Source organism: Kitasatospora sp. NPDC041988 (assembly GCF_055588525.1).
On record NZ_JBVJCO010000074.1, the window covers coordinates 8,407 to 24,819 of the forward strand.

Sequence of the window (16,413 nt, forward strand, 5' to 3'; positions counted from 1 at the left end):
ACCCCCCCCACCCCCCCCCCCCCCCCCCTCCCCCCCCCCCCCCCCCCCCCCCCCCCCCCCCCCCCCCCCCCCCCCCCCCCCGCGCCGGGGCAGGCGTCAGCCCGCGTAGACGTCCTCGACGTAGCGGCCGTTCTCGACCAGGCGCTGGAGCCAGGCCTGCGCCTGGTGCTCGTCGGCCCCCGGCGTCCGGTGCCGGTACAGGTCCCGGAACGCCGCCCTGACACCGGGGGCCATCCGGGCGCCGTCGCCGCACACGTACACCTCCGCGCCGGCGGCGAGCTGGTCCCAGACGTCCGCGGCCTCGGCCGCGATGCGGTCCTGCACGAAGCGCTGCCCGTCGACCGGCTGCTCGCTGAAGGCGGGCCGTATCGAGACGGCGCCGGCCCGGTCGGCGGCCTGCAGCTCGTCCCGGTGCAGGTAGTCGGCGTCCGGGGCGTCGCAGCCGAAGTACAGCAGGGCCGGGGGGAGGTCGGCTCCCTCGGCGAGCAGCGTGCGGCGGTCGGCGACGGCGCCACGGAAGGGCGCCAGACCGGTGCCGGCCGCAATCATGATCACCGGGGTTCGATGGCCGATCCGGAACACCTCGCGGCACGGCTGGACCCGGGCCAGTACGGTGTCCCCGACGGCCACCCGGTCGAGGTAGCCGGAGCCGGTGCCCCGGAAGGTGCCCCGGCCCGAACGGGCGGGGGCGCTGAGCACGGAGACCATCAGCTCGACCTGGCCGGTGCCGGCGGGCGACGAGGAGATCGAGTAGTGCCGGGGCCTGATCGGCGGCAGCAGCTCCAGCAGCACCGGCCAGGTCAGGCTCTCCCGCAGGGCCGGATGGTCCTCGATCAGGTCCAGCAGCGTGCGCGGGTCGTCGTCGGACACGCCCCGCAGGGCGGCCTGCTCGGGCGGGCAGGGGTTGAGTGCGGCCAGCTCGGCGCGCTGGTCGGCGGTCGGACGGTCCTGCAACTCGACATGGTGGGTGAGCAGTTCGCGGACGGTGAGCGGACGGTCGACGGCGAGGCCGGTGCGCCGGTGCGCCACGATGTTGAGCACGCTCTCCGGGTCCGCGCCGAACAACCCGGCCGCGCGTTCGACCAGGGCCGGGTCATTGGCCGGGAGCACGGTGAGATGGTCGGCGGTCCGGTAGCCGACGCCCTCGGGCAGGGCCAGCCGGACCAGGCGCTTCACCCGGTGGTAGCCGGGGTCGGTGAGGCTGCCGACGGCGGTCACGGTCAGCTCGCTCATGTCGTGCCGGGCGGCCAGGGCGTCCAGCGGGCCACCTGCCACCTCGGTCACCGTGTACACCGTCTCCTTCGGCCGCACGGAGGGAGCGTCGGCGTCCCCGTACCGCTCCAGCAGGACCGCGCGCAGCGCCGTGGTGAACGCCCGCACCGTGCCGGCCAGGTCCCCGGAGGTGTCGGCCTCGCCGCGGGTGAGCAGCCGGGTGCCGCCGAGGGCGGCGAGCCGGTCGTCGATCAGGGCCGGGACGCGCTGGTAGGTGGCGGCGTAGGTCCGGTCGCCGATGCCGAGCACCGCGTAGTCGACCCCGTCGGCCTCGTGGTCGGCCGCCTCCTGGAGGCGGCCGAAGAAGGCGGCCGCGTCGTCCGTCGGCTGCCCGTTGTACGAGGCGGCCGTGATCACCACCGGACGGTCGGTGGGCAACCCGCCCGCGTACGCGTCGAGCGGGGCGATCGCGGTGTCGCAGCCGAGTTCGGCGGCCGCCTCCGCGAGCTGCCGGGTGAACTCGCGGCAGGCGCCGTAGTTGGAGCCGTGCAGGAGCAGCAGCCCGGTGCCCTGGCGGACCCGCCCGGGCTCCTCGGCGGCGCGAGCCGGCGCCCCGGGGGCGGCCGCCGGGGGTACGGGCGTGCGCGGGGCGAGGGCGAGGGTGAAGTCGTCAGGCTTGATGGTGAGCGTCTGCTTGATGGTCAGCCGGTAGTTGGCGTGGTCGATCAGCCGGTAGCGGTGGACCAGCATCGCGAGCAGCATGGTCGCCTCGTGCAGCGCGAACTGCCGCCCGATGCAGGCGCGTTCGCCGGTGCCGAAGGGCTTGAAGGCGTGCGGCGAGCGGGCCGCCTCCGGCTCGGGGTCGAACCGGGAGGGGTCGAACAGCTCCGGGTTGTCGCCCCAGGCGGCGTCGCGGTGCAACAGGGGGGTCGCCACCAGGACGGGCTCCCCGGCGCGGACCGGGATCCGGCCGCCGAGCAGGGTGTCCTCCCGTGCCTCCCGGCTGAACGCGGGCGCGGTCGGCCACAGTCGCATCGCCTCGTTGAGCACCTGGCGGGTGTACTGCAGCCGTCCGACGTCTTCGTACGAAGGCTCCGGATCGGCCTGGTCGCCCCAGAGCGAATCCACCTCCCGCTGGACCTGCCGGAGCACGGACGGGTGCTTGACGAGGTAGTACAGCGCGAAGGACAGTGCGCCCGAGGTGGTCTCGTGGCCGGCGATCAGGAAGGTGATCACCTGGTTGCGGATGTTCCCGGTGTCCAGCCGGGTGCCGTCGGCGGGGTGCACCGCGCCCAGCATCAGACCGAGCAGGTCCTCAACCGGACCCTGGTCCTGGCCCCCGGCGCGGGCGGCGATCACCTCGTCCACCACCGAGGCCAGGTACTCGGCGTCCAGCCGGAATGCCGCGTCGCGTTCGCCGTGGTCGAGGTCCGGCGAGCGGGTGAGCCGTGTCATCGCCCACTCCAGGCAGTGCACCATCGCCTCCACGAAGGGGTGCGGCTCGTCCCGTTCGAAGGAGCCGAAGTCGAAGCCGAACCCGGCCAGCCCGATGGTGTCCAGCGTCATCCGGGTCATGTCGCCGGGCACGTCCACCGTCAGCCCGGCGGCCGCCCGGCGGTCCCAGGAGTCGATCAGCCGACGGGCCACCCGCAGCATCACCGGGTGGTAGGTGCGCATCGAGCCGAGCGCGAAGGCGGGCACCAGGATGTCGTGTGCCCTGGCCCAGTTCGGCTCCTCGTTGTACGCGGTGAACAGGCCGTCCCCGGTGAACTCGCGGACGTTCTCCAGCGCCGGACCGACCGACTTGGTGAACCGCTCCTCGTCGGCCAGTTCGGCGACCAGGTCCAGGCTGCCGACGATCAGGGTGTCGCGTCCGTGCAGCCGCTGGACGAAGGCCGGGCCGTGTTCTCTGGCCAGTTCCATGGTCCGCAGGACGGGGGCGGCGACGGGCGGTGCCGACGAGATGTCCACCAGGGGGACGTCCAGGGTGCCTGTCGTGGTCTCGGTCATGGCCTCGGTCATCGGTGGATCGCCTTCCGCAGCAGGAACGTTCTGGCCGTCTTCCACTCTGGGCCCGCCGCGAAGGATGCCCACCCCCGATCACTACATGATTGTGTAGTACCAGCACCATCCGAAGACTTGCCCACGAACCGTCGGATCTGATGCACCCGGGTGCCACGGAAGGAGAGCGGCGCATGCAACCGACCGACGGCTGCGGTCCGGTGGCGGACCGCCGGCAGGATCTCGCGGTGATCTGGCGCAACCGGGCGCTCCGCCTGCTGGACCACGTGTCGATGCCCATCGCCGTGTGCGAGTTCGGCGGCCGCCTGCTGATCGTCAACCGCGCGATGGCCGCCGAATTCGGCCTGCTGCCAGGGCAGTTGCGGAACCGCAAGATCCTTGAGTTCTTCACCCTCCGGGACAGTGCCACCCTGCAGGCGCTCACCGAGGCCGTTCGACTGCACCGCCGTTCGCGGTATCCGGCCCGGGTCTCCTGGTCGGCCGTCGACGGCACCGAACGGCACGGCGAGATGACCGTCGACCTGGTCAGCGACGCCCCGGAGGAGACCCCGAACCTGCTGCTCTCCCTCCACAGACTGGACGAACCCGCCCCCCGACCCGTCGCCCCGCCGGCCGGCCCCCGCCCCGAGGTCAGCCCGGTCGAGGCCCGGATCCTCGCCGCTGCCGCCCGGGGCGCCACCACCGCCCAGATCGCCAAGGAGATCGGCCTCACCCTGGACGGCGTCAACTACCACCTCGCCAGGCTCAGTCGGCGCTGGCACCTGCCCAACCGCACCGCGCTGGTCGCCCGCGCCTACGCCACCGGTGTCCTGGCAGCCGGCACCTGGCCGCCAGAGCCGGCCCGCCCTGCCCGCTGACCCGCCCTGCCCGCGGGACCCGCCCTGCCTGCGGACCTCGTCCTCGCGGCCCTCTTCGACGTTGCCCTTGCCGGCGTGCCGAGTGGACGGCTCCGGAGCAGAAGTGCCATGACCCGTGCCATCACATATGAACTGTGACATTGTTCTGATCCTCAGGCGGTGGCAGGATGCATGCCAAGTCTCCGCTTGCCGGGCTGATGCGCGGTAAGTTCCCCCACAGGAAGAGGACTTGGCAGTGCGCCTGCGCATACCCATCCCCACGCTCGCGGCCGGCCTCGTCGCCGGCTGCGCCACAGTTGCCGCCCTGCTGCCCGCCCCGGCGCTCGCCGCCCCCGGCCCGGCCGCCCCGGGAGAGGCCACGGCCGTCGCCGCACCCGCCGTTCCGAAGGCGGCCGGCGCGGCCACGACCGCCGCCGACTCCGAGAGGTTCGCCCCGCCCGCCACCCCGCTGCCACCGGCGCTGCTCGGCCAGGCCGTGATGGCCGAGCCGGCCGGCTCCACCGTCCAGGTGCCCCCGCCCACGGACGGGAAGACGGCGCCCCAGGCCGCCCCCGCGGGCGCGACGGCCGCGGCCGCTGCCGGCTGTACCCCGGCCGACTTCGCCTCCCGCAGCGGCGCCGACCTGGTCGCCTTCGTCGAAGCCTCGACCGTGGACTGCGTCAACTCGCTGTTCGACACCATCACCGGCGCCAACGCGGGCGGCGTCTTCAAGCAGTCGCAGATGCTGACCGTCGCGGCCGCGTTCCGGAACAAGGCCGCCGCCTACACCGGCGACAACGCGAACAGCATCCTGCAACTGGTGCTCTTCCTGCGGGCCGGCTACTACGCCCAGGGGAACTACCCGGGCTCGGTGGGGAATTACGACGCCACCCTCACCGGCGCCGTCAAGGGCGGCCTGGACGCCTTCTTCGCCGGCACGCGCTGGACGGACGTCAACGACAACAACGGCGCCGTGCTCAGGCAGGTGCTGATCCTCACCGACAGCGCCAACCTCCAGGGCAGCTACCTGGGCGTGTACAAGCGGGCCCTGAACTCGTACGACAACTCCTACAACGCGTTCCCGAACATGGTCGGCGCGGTGAACGCCGTGCTGAAGTACCCGCTGTGGCGCGGCAACTGGAACACCGACTTCATCAAGGCGGTCACCGCCGACACCGGCGTCGTCACCGCCATGGGCAGCTTCGCCGTGGCCCACCGGGACCTCCTCGGCGGGCCGAACTCCGCCCTCGACGTCAACGCGGGCAACGACCTGGGCCGCATAGCCGGGCAGAACGCCACCATCGAGGCGGTGGCCAAGCCACTGGTGAAGCAGGTCCTCGACTCCGTCCAGATCACCGGACCGACCGGCCCGCTGTACGTGAACACCGCCTACCAGGCCACCACCTACAACGGCGCCAACTGCTCCTACTACAAGACCTGCAACCTGCCCGCGAAGCTGACCGCGGCCGTCCTGCCGAACCAGCTGGTCTGCGACAACCGCACCATCCAGGCCCAGGCGCTGACGGCCGCCGAGCTGGCCGCCGTCTGTGCGAGCCTGCGCGGCGAGGACGCGTTCTTCCACAACCTGGTCAAGGACAACGGGCCGATCCCGAACCAGTACGACAAGACCATCACCCTCGGGATCTTCGCCAACAAGGCCGACTACGCCACCTACTCCTGGGCCATCTACGGCAACTCCACCGACAACGGCGGCCAGACCGTGATGGACCCGACCGACCCGAACAACCAGGCCGTGTCGGTGATGTTCCAGAAGTCCTGGAACCTCAATGACACCGCCCGGGTGTGGAACCTCAACCACGAGTACACGCACTACCTCGACGGCATCCACGACATGAAGGGCAGCTTCGGCACCCAGACCTCCGTCCCGGACATCTGGTGGGTCGAAGGTGTCGCCGAGTACGAGTCCTACGCCTACCGCGGTGCCACCGACACCGACGCGATGGCGGAGGCCGCCAAACACACCTACAAGCTCAGCACCATCTTCCAGAACACCTACGGCAACTCGGACACCACCCGCGTCTACCCGTGGGGCTACCTCGCGGTGCGCTACATGTTCGAGAAGCACCCGGGTGACGTCCAGGCCATGCTGGCGCGCTTCCGCGTCGGCGACTACCAGGGCGGCTACGCCGTCTACAACGGCCTCGGCACCCGCTACGACGCCGACTTCGACGCCTGGCTCACCGGCTGCGCCGCCGGAGCCTGCTACGCCGCCGGCCCCACGGCCCTGTTCGACCGGACGCTGAACGGCGCCACGGTCAGTGTGAGCGACAAGTCCGTGCAGACCGGCCCCGGCCGGATCGTCTCCTGGAACTGGACCTTCGGCGACGGCACGTCCTCGAACCTGCGCAACCCGAGCCACACCTACGCGGCCGCCGGCACCTACACCGTCGCCCTGACCGTCACCGACGACACCGGCCGGCTCCACACCACTCCGACCTCGGTCACCGTGACCACCGGCGGCGGCCCCGTCACCCTGCCCACCTGCACCGAGGCACGGACCGACGAGCTGGGCCGGAACTGCTCGCGGCCGAACCGCGCCGCGGCGGCCGGCAACACCGACCACCTGTACCTCTACCTGCCGGCCGGCACCACCACGCTGAAGGTCACGACCTCCGGCGGCACCGGCACCGCGTACCTGTACTACAACGCCGACACCTGGGCCTCCCCGAGCGCCTTCACCGCCTCCTCCACCGCCTCCGGCACCACCCAGAGCATCACCGTCACCAACCCGACGGCCGGCTACCGCTACGTCAGCCTCCATGCCGCGACCGCCTTCAGCGGAGTCACGATCAGCGCGCAGTTCTGACCGCACCTCCCTGCCCGGCAGCCGTACCCCCTGCCCGTCCCTGCCCGGCAGCCGTACCCCCTCCCCGGGATCGGCTGCCGGGCAGGGGCGCCTCGGCAGGCGGGGGAGCCGGGTCGGTGTCAGTCGGTGACGAGTTCGGCGGGCCGGTGGGGGGTGGGGGTGCCGGCCACTTCGTGGAGGAGGGAGAGCAGGAGTTCCTCGTAGGTGGAGAGGGGGCGGGTGAGGGTCCAGTTGGCAGTGACGGTGCGGGGGGCCGGGCCGGGGCGGGCGTGGAGTTCGGCGAGGACGCCGTGGAGGAGCTCGAAGCGGACGGAGCGTCGAGGGACCAGGCTGACGCCGAGGCCGATGCGGACGGCTTCCCGGACGCTCTCCATCCCCCACAGATCGAGGGTGCGCGCGCCGACGAGGTCCCAGGTGTGCAGGAGCTCCAGCAGCTGTCGTCGGGTCTGGGAGCCCGGTTCGAGGAGGAGGAAGGACTCGGAGGACAGCTCGGCCGGCGTGACCTCCTGCCCGGCCAGCGGGTGGTCGGACGCGCAGACCAGCACCATGTCGTCGCTGGCGAGCTGCTCCGACTCGTACCGGCCCGGGGGCAGCGGGCCGTCGGTCACGCCGACGCCGATCCGGCCCTGTTCGAGCGCGTCGGCCAGGCACTCGGGGCTGTTGACGACGACGGTGAACAGCCCGTCGGGTTCGCGGCGCCGCAGCTCCCGCATCACCGCCGGCAACAGGTAGTCGCCGACCGTGCTCGTGCTGCCGACCACCAGGCGCTCGATCGGCCAGCGCGCGGCCGCCTGGACGGCGCCGACGGCGTGATTGGCCAGCGCCAGCATCTCCTTGGTCTGGGCGAGCAGGACCCGTCCGGCCGGGGTGGGACGGATCTTCGGGCCCGAGCGGTCGACCAGGACGGTTCGCAGGGACGTCTCCAGGTTCTGCACCTGTTTGGAGACCGAGGACTGGCTCAGGAACAGCACCTGGGCCGCCGCGGAGAACCCACCACATTCGATGACCTTCGCGAAGATCGCCAGTTGGTTCAGGTTGAGTCGCATACGGCCCCGATCGCGTGGATGTGGTGCAGGGCATTCGGGCCTGAGGGACGTGGGACAGGCTTCCGCAGTTCCTGTCATGCCCTGGTGGGGGCCACAGCCTACAAGTAGCCCGGAGAATACCTGTTCGGTCGGCACAATCGCGGGGGCGAACCGGTGTTCGTCGATTCCGGGGCTCAATGCGGCTCTCCGCGATCCGGCGGTGATCTCTCCTGACCGGAGCGAAGCGGCTTGCGATCGCAGTGATGTGATGGTCCGTCAGCTCTCTGCGGAAGGGGCGGCGATACCCGGTCGGGCATGGCTGTGAGGAGTTTGTGCGGCCGGGGTGACGTCAAGTGCCGCTTTCCGCAAGGCCTTCGGTCGGCCATTGGTGTGTGCACTTGCGGCCCTTGTGGCGTGCGCTTCCGGCGGTGAGTGCGGGGTGCGGGGCGCTGCGCGGAAGATAACGGATCGATAACGCAGCGGGACGAAAGCTCCGGCGGCCCATCTCTCAACATGTCCGGCCCGGTTGGGGTCGAGGGTTTCGAGAGAGAGAGGGGTGCCGCCATGCGGGAAGCATGCTCCGGCAGCAGGTCGCCGGTGCCGACTCCGTACGAACTCTTCGTGCTGGAAAGGGTCGCGGGCGCAGCGGTGGCCACCGGGTCGCGGCGCGTCGGGCCGCGTTCCGCCTGGGCCATCCGGGTCGGCGGGCTCCCGGGAGGTTCCGGCGGCGGGAGTCGGGCTTCCGGCGACGGGAGTCCCGGCGTCGCGGGAAGGGGGTCACGGTGAGTGATCTCGCCCTGCCGGGGGCCGTCGGCCGCCGGGAACCCGTGCAACGCCGGCTCGCCGGTCACGGCGGCACCGCGGGACGGCCCGGCACCGGTCAGGGCCTCCACGGCGGCCGGGTGCGGCGCAGCGAGCCGACCACGGTCCAGGCGGTGGCGCTGTACTCGTTGCCGGGAGCGCCGCCGCCGGGCCTCTCCGGCACGGAGGTCGCCGCCGGCACCAAGGGGACCTTGTCCCACCTGCTGATTCCCGACCCGCTGCCGGGCATGCCCCGGGTGCTCGCCCTCTGGCTGGAGGGCCGGACCGCCGTGGTGGGTCCGGTGGTGCCGGTCGAGGACGCGCTGGTGTCGCTCGGCTGGGCCCGCAAGCTGTTGACGATGGTGCCGCAGGGAGCCTCCGGCGGGATCCAGTTCGTCGAGGACCACCTGGCGACGCTCATGCTGTTCCAGGACCCGCGGCTGGCGGGTCACCTCTCGGCCAAGTGGCTCGGCCGCCTGGCCGACATGACACCGCAGCAGAGGGAGTGGACGGAGGAGACACTGCTCGCCTGGTTGGAGGGCGGCGGCACGCTCCCGGCCGCCCGCCTGCTCCGCATCCACCCGCAGGCCGTCCGGAACCGGCTCCGCAACCTGGAGAAGATCTTCGGCAGCGGTCTGCGCGACCCCCGGGCCAGATTCGAGCTCCTGCTGGCGTTGAAGATCCAGATCATGGCGTCCGAGTACGCGCGCCTGCGCCGCAGAGCCGGGATGCTGTCCCTGCTCCAGACGTCCGGGCCCCAGCGGAACGTCCGGACGAACGGGCGCTGAGGCCCGCCCGCCGGCGCCGACCGATCCGGCGCCGGGCCGTCCGATCGCGGCAGCCGTCCCGCGCTGCCGCGTCATCCCCTCGTCGGCCGCGCCGTCCGCGGACCGTTGCGCGTGGGCCATCACCGCGCGGACCACCGAGGCCCACCCGGACCGGTTCCCGTGGGTTCCGCGCGGCCCTGATCCTCCGGGTGCGATGGAGGAAGAGCCCCATGTCATCTTTGAGGAAGAAGCGCCGACCGGGAACGGCCGCGGCCGCCTACGGCCTCCCCCTGGTGAGCCGCCTTCCGAGGTCGTTCGCCACCCTCCTGATCATCGTCGCGATGATCCTCACCGCGGCGGCGCTGGTGTACCCGGTGGCGAAGTCGGCCGGTGCCTATCGCAGCACCCCGGTGGGCGACGACCAAGGAGTCGCGCAGACACCCACCGGGCCGCTCACCGCCGTCGACCGTGACTTCGTCAAGCGGGTGCGGCTGGCCGGGCTGTGGGAGATCCCGGCAGGCCGGATGGCCCTCGCGAAGGGCACCAGCCCCGAGGTCAAGCTGGCCGGCCAGCACCTGACCCAGGGTCATACCGACCTCGACAAGGCGGTGTTGACCGCCGCCCAGACCCTGAGACTGGACGTCCCCAGCGAGCCGTCCGCACAGCAGCAGGGCTGGCTCAAGCAGTTGGACGCCGCGCAGGGCGGGGAGTTCGACGAACTCTTCGCGAACATCCTGCGCAGCGCCCACGGGCAGGTGTTCGCGGTCGTGGCCCAGGTGCGCGCCGGCACCCGGAACTCCACGATCCGGGATCTGGCGAACACGGCCAACGGCACGGTGCTCGACCACATCAACGTCCTGGAGGACACCGGGCTCGTCGATTTCGACAAGCTCACCCCGCTGCCGACCGGTTCGGGCGCGCCGTCCGCGAGCCGCCCCCCGGCGCCCGCCGGATCGACCCGCTAGACGACGACCGGAGGAAGGCTGTCCGCGGCCTGCTCGGCAGGCCTGATCACGTCCGAGGAGTGTGAGGAACATGAAGTCCCGTAAACGTGGCGCGTCGAGGAGAAGGGCCGGTGCCCTGCTGTTGGCGGGGATCCTGGGTACCGGCGCGGTGGGGACCGTCGCGGCGGTGGCCTTCGCCGGCCAGCGCCCCTGGAGCGAGCCGTCGGCGGCGTCCCCGCGCGTCGGTACCGTCGCCTGCGCCGACGCCGGGGTGGCCCTGAACGAGGTGCCGGAGGCGTCCCAGGACGCGGTGGACAAGAACCTCGCCGAGCTCGACGTCCAGGTGGCGGACGCGTACAACCGGCTGTCCGCGCCCGGCTCGGGCGACACCGAGGACCGCGTGCTGGGTGACCTCGCCGGCAAGCGCGCGGAGACCCTGAAGAAGCTGTCGGGCAGCGCGGGCCCGGAGTCCGGCCTGCCCCAGGACCTCTCGGGGATGGCGAAGTGCGTGGTCAGGCACGATCTGGTGGTCGAGGACTCGGCCAAGGGGTACAGCGCCGACGGCGAGGGCGGCGCCGTCGCCCAGGCCAAGGCGGCCGCACAGGCGAAGTCCCTCCCCAAACGCGGGTTCGTCGACATCCGCAGCGTCTCCCCGAACGTCCCGGCGCCCGTCCGGAAGGGGTCGGCCACCGGCTCCTTCACGTCCCGGTGCGGGCGCAACGAGAACCGCCACCTCAACCCCGACAACGTGATCGTCGCCCCCGGCGTGAGCAACGGTGCGCACCACATGCACGACTACGTGGGGAACGTGGCCACGGACGCGTTCTCGTCCAACGCCAAGCTCGCCGCCTCGGGCACCACCTGCTCCAACGGGGACCAGTCGGCGTACTACTGGCCCGTCCTGCGGGTCTTCGACGGCACCAACGAGAAGGACGCCAAGGCTCCCGGCGGGGGCCAGGACCGGAACGTGGGACGGATCCTCGTCCCGGCCGAGGCGGACATCACGTACACCTCCGGCACCGGGAACCCCGTCCAGCCGATGACCCGGTTCCTGCGCATCATCACCGGTGACGCCAAGGCCTTCACCAACGGGCCGGCGAACGTCCGGGCGTCGTGGAGCTGCACCGGGTTCGAGAACCGCCAGGTCGTCGACAAGTACCCGATCTGCCCGCAGGGGAGCAGGGTCGTCCGGACGCTGAAGTTCCCGGACTGCTGGGACGGCAAGAACATCGACAGCGCCAACCACCGGACCCACACCGCCTTCTCCAACGCTTCGGGTGCGTGCCCGAGGAACTTCAAGGCGATCCCCCAGCTGGTCGAGCGCGTCGCCTACGACGTGCCGGCCGGGGTCCGGTACGCCGTCGACAGCTTCCCCGAGCAACTGCACAACCCGATCACCGACCACGGTGACTTCATCAACAACATGAACAAGGGCCTGCTGGACCAGATGGCCGGTTGCATCAACCAGGGGCGTCGCTGCGGGTGACCCACCCCTCCCGGGGCGCACCGCCCCGCGGGCCCGACCCCGCGGGGTCGGCTCCCGGAGAGCAACGGGCGGGCCCGGCCCGGGGCGGGGAGCGATCGCGACTCCCCGCGCCGCCGGCGCCGGGATCCCGACATCGGATCGACAGCAGGTTCAGGACGAGGCCGGAGGGCTCAGCAATGGTGAGAGGGCAGAGGCGGCGGTCGCGGCGGTTCGGCCCGGTGCCGCGGGGCACCGAGCGGGCCGGCCGGGCGCGCGCGGCGGCCGAGGGCAACCAGCCCGCGGAGGGCGGTCGCAGGCGGCCGAGCCCGTGGTCGCTCCTGCCGCCGCTGGCGGCGGGCCTGGGCGTGACGGCCGTCGTGGTCGACGCCAGACTGCAGGCGTACCTGACGTACGCCGTCGGGGTGCTCGCACTCGTGTCGTTCACCTCCGCCGTCCTGTGGGGGCTGGCGGCGACCGACCGGCTGATCCTGAGGCCGGTCCACCGGCTGGTCGCGCAGACCGTTCACCGTGCGATGGGCGTCGCGGGCGTCGTCTGCCTGGCCCTGCACGTCTGGATGAAGCTGATCGTGGGCCAGATCGGCGGGCTCGCGGCCTTCGTGCCGTTCGCCGACCCGGCCCGACCGGTGGTCCTCGGACTGGGGACCGTCGCCGGCTACCTGTTCCCCGCGGTGGCGCTCGCCGGGGCGGCCCGCGGGAGGCTCGCCCGCTCGGGTGACGCACGCCGGTGGAGGGTCATCCACCTCTGCTCGTACCCGGCGTGGGGCGCGGGCCTGGTCCACGGGCTGCAATCGGGCCGGGTCGCGGCCCCCTGGGTGGTGCTGCTGTACGGCGTGGCCGTCGTGGGCGTGATCGTCGCGCTCACGCTCAGGCTGGTCCTCCAGGACCGCTCCGGTCCGCGCCGGGCCACCGTCCGGCCGCTTCCGCCGGAGGCCGGCGACCCGGAGGCCACGGTCCCGCGGGTGCCGGTGGCCACGAGCCCCGAGACCACCGTCCCGCGCGTCCCGGTGGCCGTGGGGCAGGCCATGGCTGCCGGGCCGGGCCTGGCCGTGGGGCGGGCGATGGCCGCCGGGCCGGGCCTGGCCGGCATCGGACTCGGACGTCGGCGGCAGGACGGGTGAGCGGCTTCGCCCCACCCGTCATCTGGTTCGGACGGCCGGTCCTGTTCGCCGGTCTGGAGAGCCTGGAGCGGGTCGACTACCGCTCCCACCTCGTGGTCCACGGTCAGCTGCCGGCACTGCGTGCGGAGGAGTTGGCCGAGCTGGCCGAGAACGTGGACCTGCGCGGCCGGGGAGGCGCCGGATTCCCCTTCGCCCGGAAGCTCAGGGCGGTCGGCAAGGCGGTCGCCCGGCGCCGTACCAGGCCGGTCGTGGTCGTCAACGGAACGGAAGGAGAACCGAGTTGCCTGAAGGACACCACGCTGCTCCTGCGTACCCCGCACCTCGTGGTGGACGGTGCGCTGATCGCGGCCGCCGCGCTGGGCGCGGAACAGGTGGCGATCGGCGTCACGCGGACCGACACCGAGGAGTCCCTGCGCCGGGCGCTGGCCGAACGAAGGTCGGTGAAGCCGCCGGTGACGGTGGTGCGGCTGCCCGAACGGTTCGTCACGGGCGAGGGGAGCGCCCTCGCCCGAGGCATCACCAACGGGATCGCCCTGCCCCGGGGAGGCGGCGTGCGCACCAGCGACAGCGGTGTCGGGGGAGCCCCCACGCTGCTGTCCAACGCCGAGACGTACGCCCAGCTCGCCGTGGCGGCCCGGTGGGGTGCGCTGCCCTACCGGGAGATCGGCACCCCCGAGGAACCCGGCACGGTGCTGCTCACGATCGCCGGCTCGACCGTGGTGGAGACCCCCACCGGAGTGCCGCTCGACGCCGTCCTGGCGGCGTGCGGCCTGGACGTCGGACAGGGGGTCCTGGTCGGCGGCTACCACGGGAAGTGGCTGACCGCCGAGGCCGCCCGCTCGGCCGTGGTGTCCCGCCAGTCCTTCCAGCGCCTCGGCGGCGCGCTGGGCGCCGGGGCCGTCCTGCCGCTGCCGGAGACGACCTGTCCGCTGTGGGAGGTCGTCAGGATCTCCCGCTGGCTGGCGGACGAGACGGCCGGCCAGTGCGGGCCCTGCTACCTGGGGCTCCCCGACCTGACCGCGTCCCTCGAAGACCTGGTGCGCGGCGGTGGCCAGCGGGCACTCGACCGGGTGCAGGCCGGGATGCGGGCGGTCACCGGACGGGGTGCATGCAGTCACCCCGACGCCGCCGCCCGTTTCGTGGCCTCGTCCCTGGCCGTGTTCGACGGCGACCTGGTCGCGCACTCGTACCAGGGAGGGTGCGGGCGGCCGTCGCAGAACGTCCTGCCGCTGCCGGAGGTGGAGAGCGCCGGCACCATCGTGGTCGACTGGACGCTCTGCGAGGCCCACGGCCTGTGCACCGGCGTCCTGCCCGACGTCATCCGGCTGGGGGCGGACGGCTTCCCCGCCGCGGGCGTGATGCCCGTCCCCGCGAGGCTGCTCTCCCAGGCGGCGCGAGCCGTCGACCGTTGTCCCGCCCTCGCGCTGCGGATCCAGTGAGGCCGGCGCGGCGCCGGGCGCCGCCGCTCCTCCCCGAGCGTGGCCCGTGCGGCCCGGGACGCTCGTCGGGGCGGCGGGCCGATCGAGAGATTCCGGAGGGCCATCGACCCTGACACCCACGTCCCGCGTCCGCGGACCGGCGTTCGACGCCGGACCGGACCACCGGGGACGCGCACATCCACGGAAGGCCAGATTCCACCGATGGAAAGGCAAGGAACATGTTGACGAAGCGATACGGACTGGTCGGGCTCTGCCTGCTGCTGGTCGGGCTCGTGGTGATGGCCCTGTGGGGCAACATGAGCAGCAGCGCCAAGACGCCGTCCGGGTCGGGCTCCGGCCAGCTGGTGGGCGCGCAGGACGCCGCGCCCGCCGGCAGCGGATACGGCTCGTACGACTCCTACGGCGGTGGCGGCGCATCACCGTCCGCCGGAGGCCGGCCCAGCGGGGCGTCGGCGGGCGGGGGCCAGAACGGAGGCGCGCTGACCGTGCGCAACGACGCCGCGCTCGGCATGGTGGTCACCGACGGCCAGGGCTTCACCCTCTACCGGTTCGACAAGGACATGGCCAAGCCCCCGATGTCCAACTGCAACGACGGCTGTGCCAAGACCTGGCCGCCGGTCGCCAAGGAGGGCACGAGCACGGGGAGCGGGATCGACGCCGGCGCGGTCGGCGAGGTCACGCGGGCCGACGGGTCGAAGCAGCTGACGCTGGGCGGCTGGCCGGTCTACCGCTACGCGCAGGACACCGCGCCCGGCGACACCAAGGGCCAGGGCGTCGGCGGCACCTGGTTCGCCGTGGCGCCCGACGGCAAGAAGGCGGCCGCCGCGGCCACCGGTGCCACCGCGGCCACCGGTGCGTCGGCCTACCCGTCGGAGACGCCGACCGGTGCGGCGCCGAAGCCCCAGCCGGCGCAGCCCGCCCCGGGCGGGGCCCAGGTCTCCGTGACCTCCAACCCGCAGCTCGGTTCGATCGTGGTGGACGCGCGCGGCATGACGCTGTACCAGTACGCCAAGGACCCGTCCTGGCCGATGCGTTCGCTCTGCGAGGGCCAGTGCGCGATGACCTGGAAGCCGGCGCCCGCCGTCGACCCGAGCCAGGTCAAGGGCGTGGACCCGAAGCTGATCGGCAAGATGCAGCGCCCCGACGGGACGTGGCAGCTGTCCGTCAACTGCAAACCCGTCTACACCTACACGGGCGACAACGCCCCCGGTGACGCCAACGGGAACGGCAAGGACGACCTGTGGTCGGCCATCAACCCCGCCGGGAAGCCGGTGACCGGTAAGTGACCGCCGGGGACTCCACCGTGGCGTCCGTCCGGCAGCAGAGGACCGTCCGTCGCACCCTCCAGTGGCTCGCGCTGACCGTCCTGCTCGCCCTGGGCGTCGCCGAACTGGTCGGCGGCGCAGGAGGGTTGCTCGCCCCGCCGCGGGCGTCGGCCGACGCCGCGCGGACCTCGGTGGAGGACCTGGCCCAGCGGATCGGCTGCGCGGCCGACATCACCGCCGACACCACGGACCTCCGCCAGGGGCTCTGCACCCTCGGCGACGACGAGGTCTGGATCGTCACCTTCCCGACCACCGGCGCCCAGACGGCCTGGACGTCGGAGGCCGAGGCGTACGGAGGGTCGTACCTGGTGGGTGACCGGTGGGTGGTCGTCCTGTCCGACGCCACGTCGGACGTCGTGCACGCGAAGCTGGGCGGGGTGATCACAGGCGGCGCCGACCACACCGGGCACGGCGATCACGGCAACCCTGCCGACCCTGCCGACCCTGCCGACCAGGCCGATGGCACCGGCCACGATCCGTCCGGGGCCGGCTGACCTGGTGAGCGTTTGACCGATCCGGCGGTGGGGGGGGGGGGGGGGGGGGGGGGGGGGGGGGGGGGGGGGGGGGGGGGGGGGGGGGGGGGGGGGGGGGGGGGGGGGGGGGGGGGGGGG

Annotated in this window: 11 protein-coding genes; 9 read left to right on the top strand and 2 right to left on the bottom strand. The window is 72.8% G+C overall.

The window, feature by feature from the left end; all coding sequences use genetic code 11:
- Positions 1–96: 96 nt before the first annotated feature.
- Positions 97–3,234: a cytochrome P450 gene (locus tag ACZ6NC_RS40235; RefSeq protein ID WP_465738858.1), complete on the bottom strand. Its 3,138-nt coding sequence runs from the start codon at positions 3,232–3,234 to the stop codon at positions 97–99.
- A 173-nt stretch (positions 3,235–3,407) separates the two neighbouring features.
- Between ACZ6NC_RS40235 and ACZ6NC_RS40240 the strand changes: the two genes are divergently transcribed.
- Together ACZ6NC_RS40240 and ACZ6NC_RS40245 are read left to right on the top strand one after the other, a co-directional pair.
- The gene (locus ACZ6NC_RS40240) at positions 3,408–4,091 is read left to right on the top strand and encodes a LuxR C-terminal-related transcriptional regulator (protein WP_465738859.1); all 684 of its coding nucleotides are present in this window, start codon (positions 3,408–3,410) and stop codon (positions 4,089–4,091) included.
- A gap of 235 nt (positions 4,092–4,326) precedes the next feature.
- Positions 4,327–6,897, top strand: a complete 2,571-nt coding sequence (locus tag ACZ6NC_RS40245; protein WP_465738868.1) for a collagenase — start codon at positions 4,327–4,329, stop codon at positions 6,895–6,897.
- Between the two features lie 119 nt (positions 6,898–7,016).
- On the opposite strand, the gene ACZ6NC_RS40250 is transcribed toward ACZ6NC_RS40245, so the two are convergent.
- Complete coding sequence (locus tag ACZ6NC_RS40250; RefSeq protein WP_465738860.1) at positions 7,017–7,943, bottom strand: LysR family transcriptional regulator; 927 nt, start codon at positions 7,941–7,943, stop codon at positions 7,017–7,019.
- A 761-nt stretch (positions 7,944–8,704) separates the two neighbouring features.
- Here ACZ6NC_RS40250 and ACZ6NC_RS40255 point away from each other — a divergent pair.
- The 7 genes from ACZ6NC_RS40255 to ACZ6NC_RS40285 all read left to right on the top strand — a co-directional run bounded on the left by ACZ6NC_RS40255 (position 8,705) and on the right by ACZ6NC_RS40285 (position 16,296).
- Positions 8,705–9,511 (top strand): helix-turn-helix domain-containing protein, encoded by an 807-nt coding sequence (locus ACZ6NC_RS40255; RefSeq protein ID WP_465738861.1) that lies wholly within the window; start codon positions 8,705–8,707, stop codon positions 9,509–9,511.
- Positions 9,512–9,720: 209 nt separating this feature from the next.
- Complete coding sequence (locus ACZ6NC_RS40260) at positions 9,721–10,455, top strand: DUF4142 domain-containing protein (RefSeq protein ID WP_465738862.1); 735 nt, start codon at positions 9,721–9,723, stop codon at positions 10,453–10,455.
- Positions 10,456–10,525: 70 nt separating this feature from the next.
- The gene (locus ACZ6NC_RS40265; RefSeq protein ID WP_465738863.1) at positions 10,526–11,920 is read left to right on the top strand and encodes a DUF1996 domain-containing protein; all 1,395 of its coding nucleotides are present in this window, start codon (positions 10,526–10,528) and stop codon (positions 11,918–11,920) included.
- Positions 11,921–12,138: 218 nt separating this feature from the next.
- Positions 12,139–13,038, top strand: coding sequence for a hypothetical protein (locus ACZ6NC_RS40270; RefSeq protein ID WP_465738864.1), 900 nt, complete (start codon positions 12,139–12,141; stop codon positions 13,036–13,038).
- Positions 13,035–14,477, top strand: a complete 1,443-nt coding sequence (locus ACZ6NC_RS40275; RefSeq protein WP_465738865.1) for an NADH-ubiquinone oxidoreductase-F iron-sulfur binding region domain-containing protein — start codon at positions 13,035–13,037, stop codon at positions 14,475–14,477. The genes ACZ6NC_RS40270 and ACZ6NC_RS40275 overlap by 4 nt, the downstream gene beginning before the upstream one ends.
- Before the next feature lie 218 nt (positions 14,478–14,695).
- On the top strand, positions 14,696–15,763 hold the full coding sequence (locus ACZ6NC_RS40280) for an SCO0930 family lipoprotein (RefSeq protein ID WP_465738866.1): 1,068 nt from the start codon (positions 14,696–14,698) through the stop codon (positions 15,761–15,763).
- Complete coding sequence (locus tag ACZ6NC_RS40285) at positions 15,760–16,296, top strand: hypothetical protein (protein WP_465738867.1); 537 nt, start codon at positions 15,760–15,762, stop codon at positions 16,294–16,296. The genes ACZ6NC_RS40280 and ACZ6NC_RS40285 overlap by 4 nt, the downstream gene beginning before the upstream one ends.
- The last annotated feature ends 117 nt before the right edge of the window (positions 16,297–16,413 follow it).

Coding starts and splice junctions, on each gene's coding strand:
- ACZ6NC_RS40265 (WP_465738863.1), top strand. CDS start 10,526: ATGAAGTCCCGTAAACGTGGCGCGTCGAGGAGAAGGGCCGGTGCCCTG.
- ACZ6NC_RS40235 (WP_465738858.1), bottom strand. CDS start 3,234: ATGACCGAGGCCATGACCGAGACCACGACAGGCACCCTGGACGTCCCC.
- ACZ6NC_RS40240 (WP_465738859.1), top strand. CDS start 3,408: ATGCAACCGACCGACGGCTGCGGTCCGGTGGCGGACCGCCGGCAGGAT.
- ACZ6NC_RS40260 (WP_465738862.1), top strand. CDS start 9,721: ATGTCATCTTTGAGGAAGAAGCGCCGACCGGGAACGGCCGCGGCCGCC.
- ACZ6NC_RS40250 (WP_465738860.1), bottom strand. CDS start 7,943: ATGCGACTCAACCTGAACCAACTGGCGATCTTCGCGAAGGTCATCGAA.
- ACZ6NC_RS40280 (WP_465738866.1), top strand. CDS start 14,696: ATGTTGACGAAGCGATACGGACTGGTCGGGCTCTGCCTGCTGCTGGTC.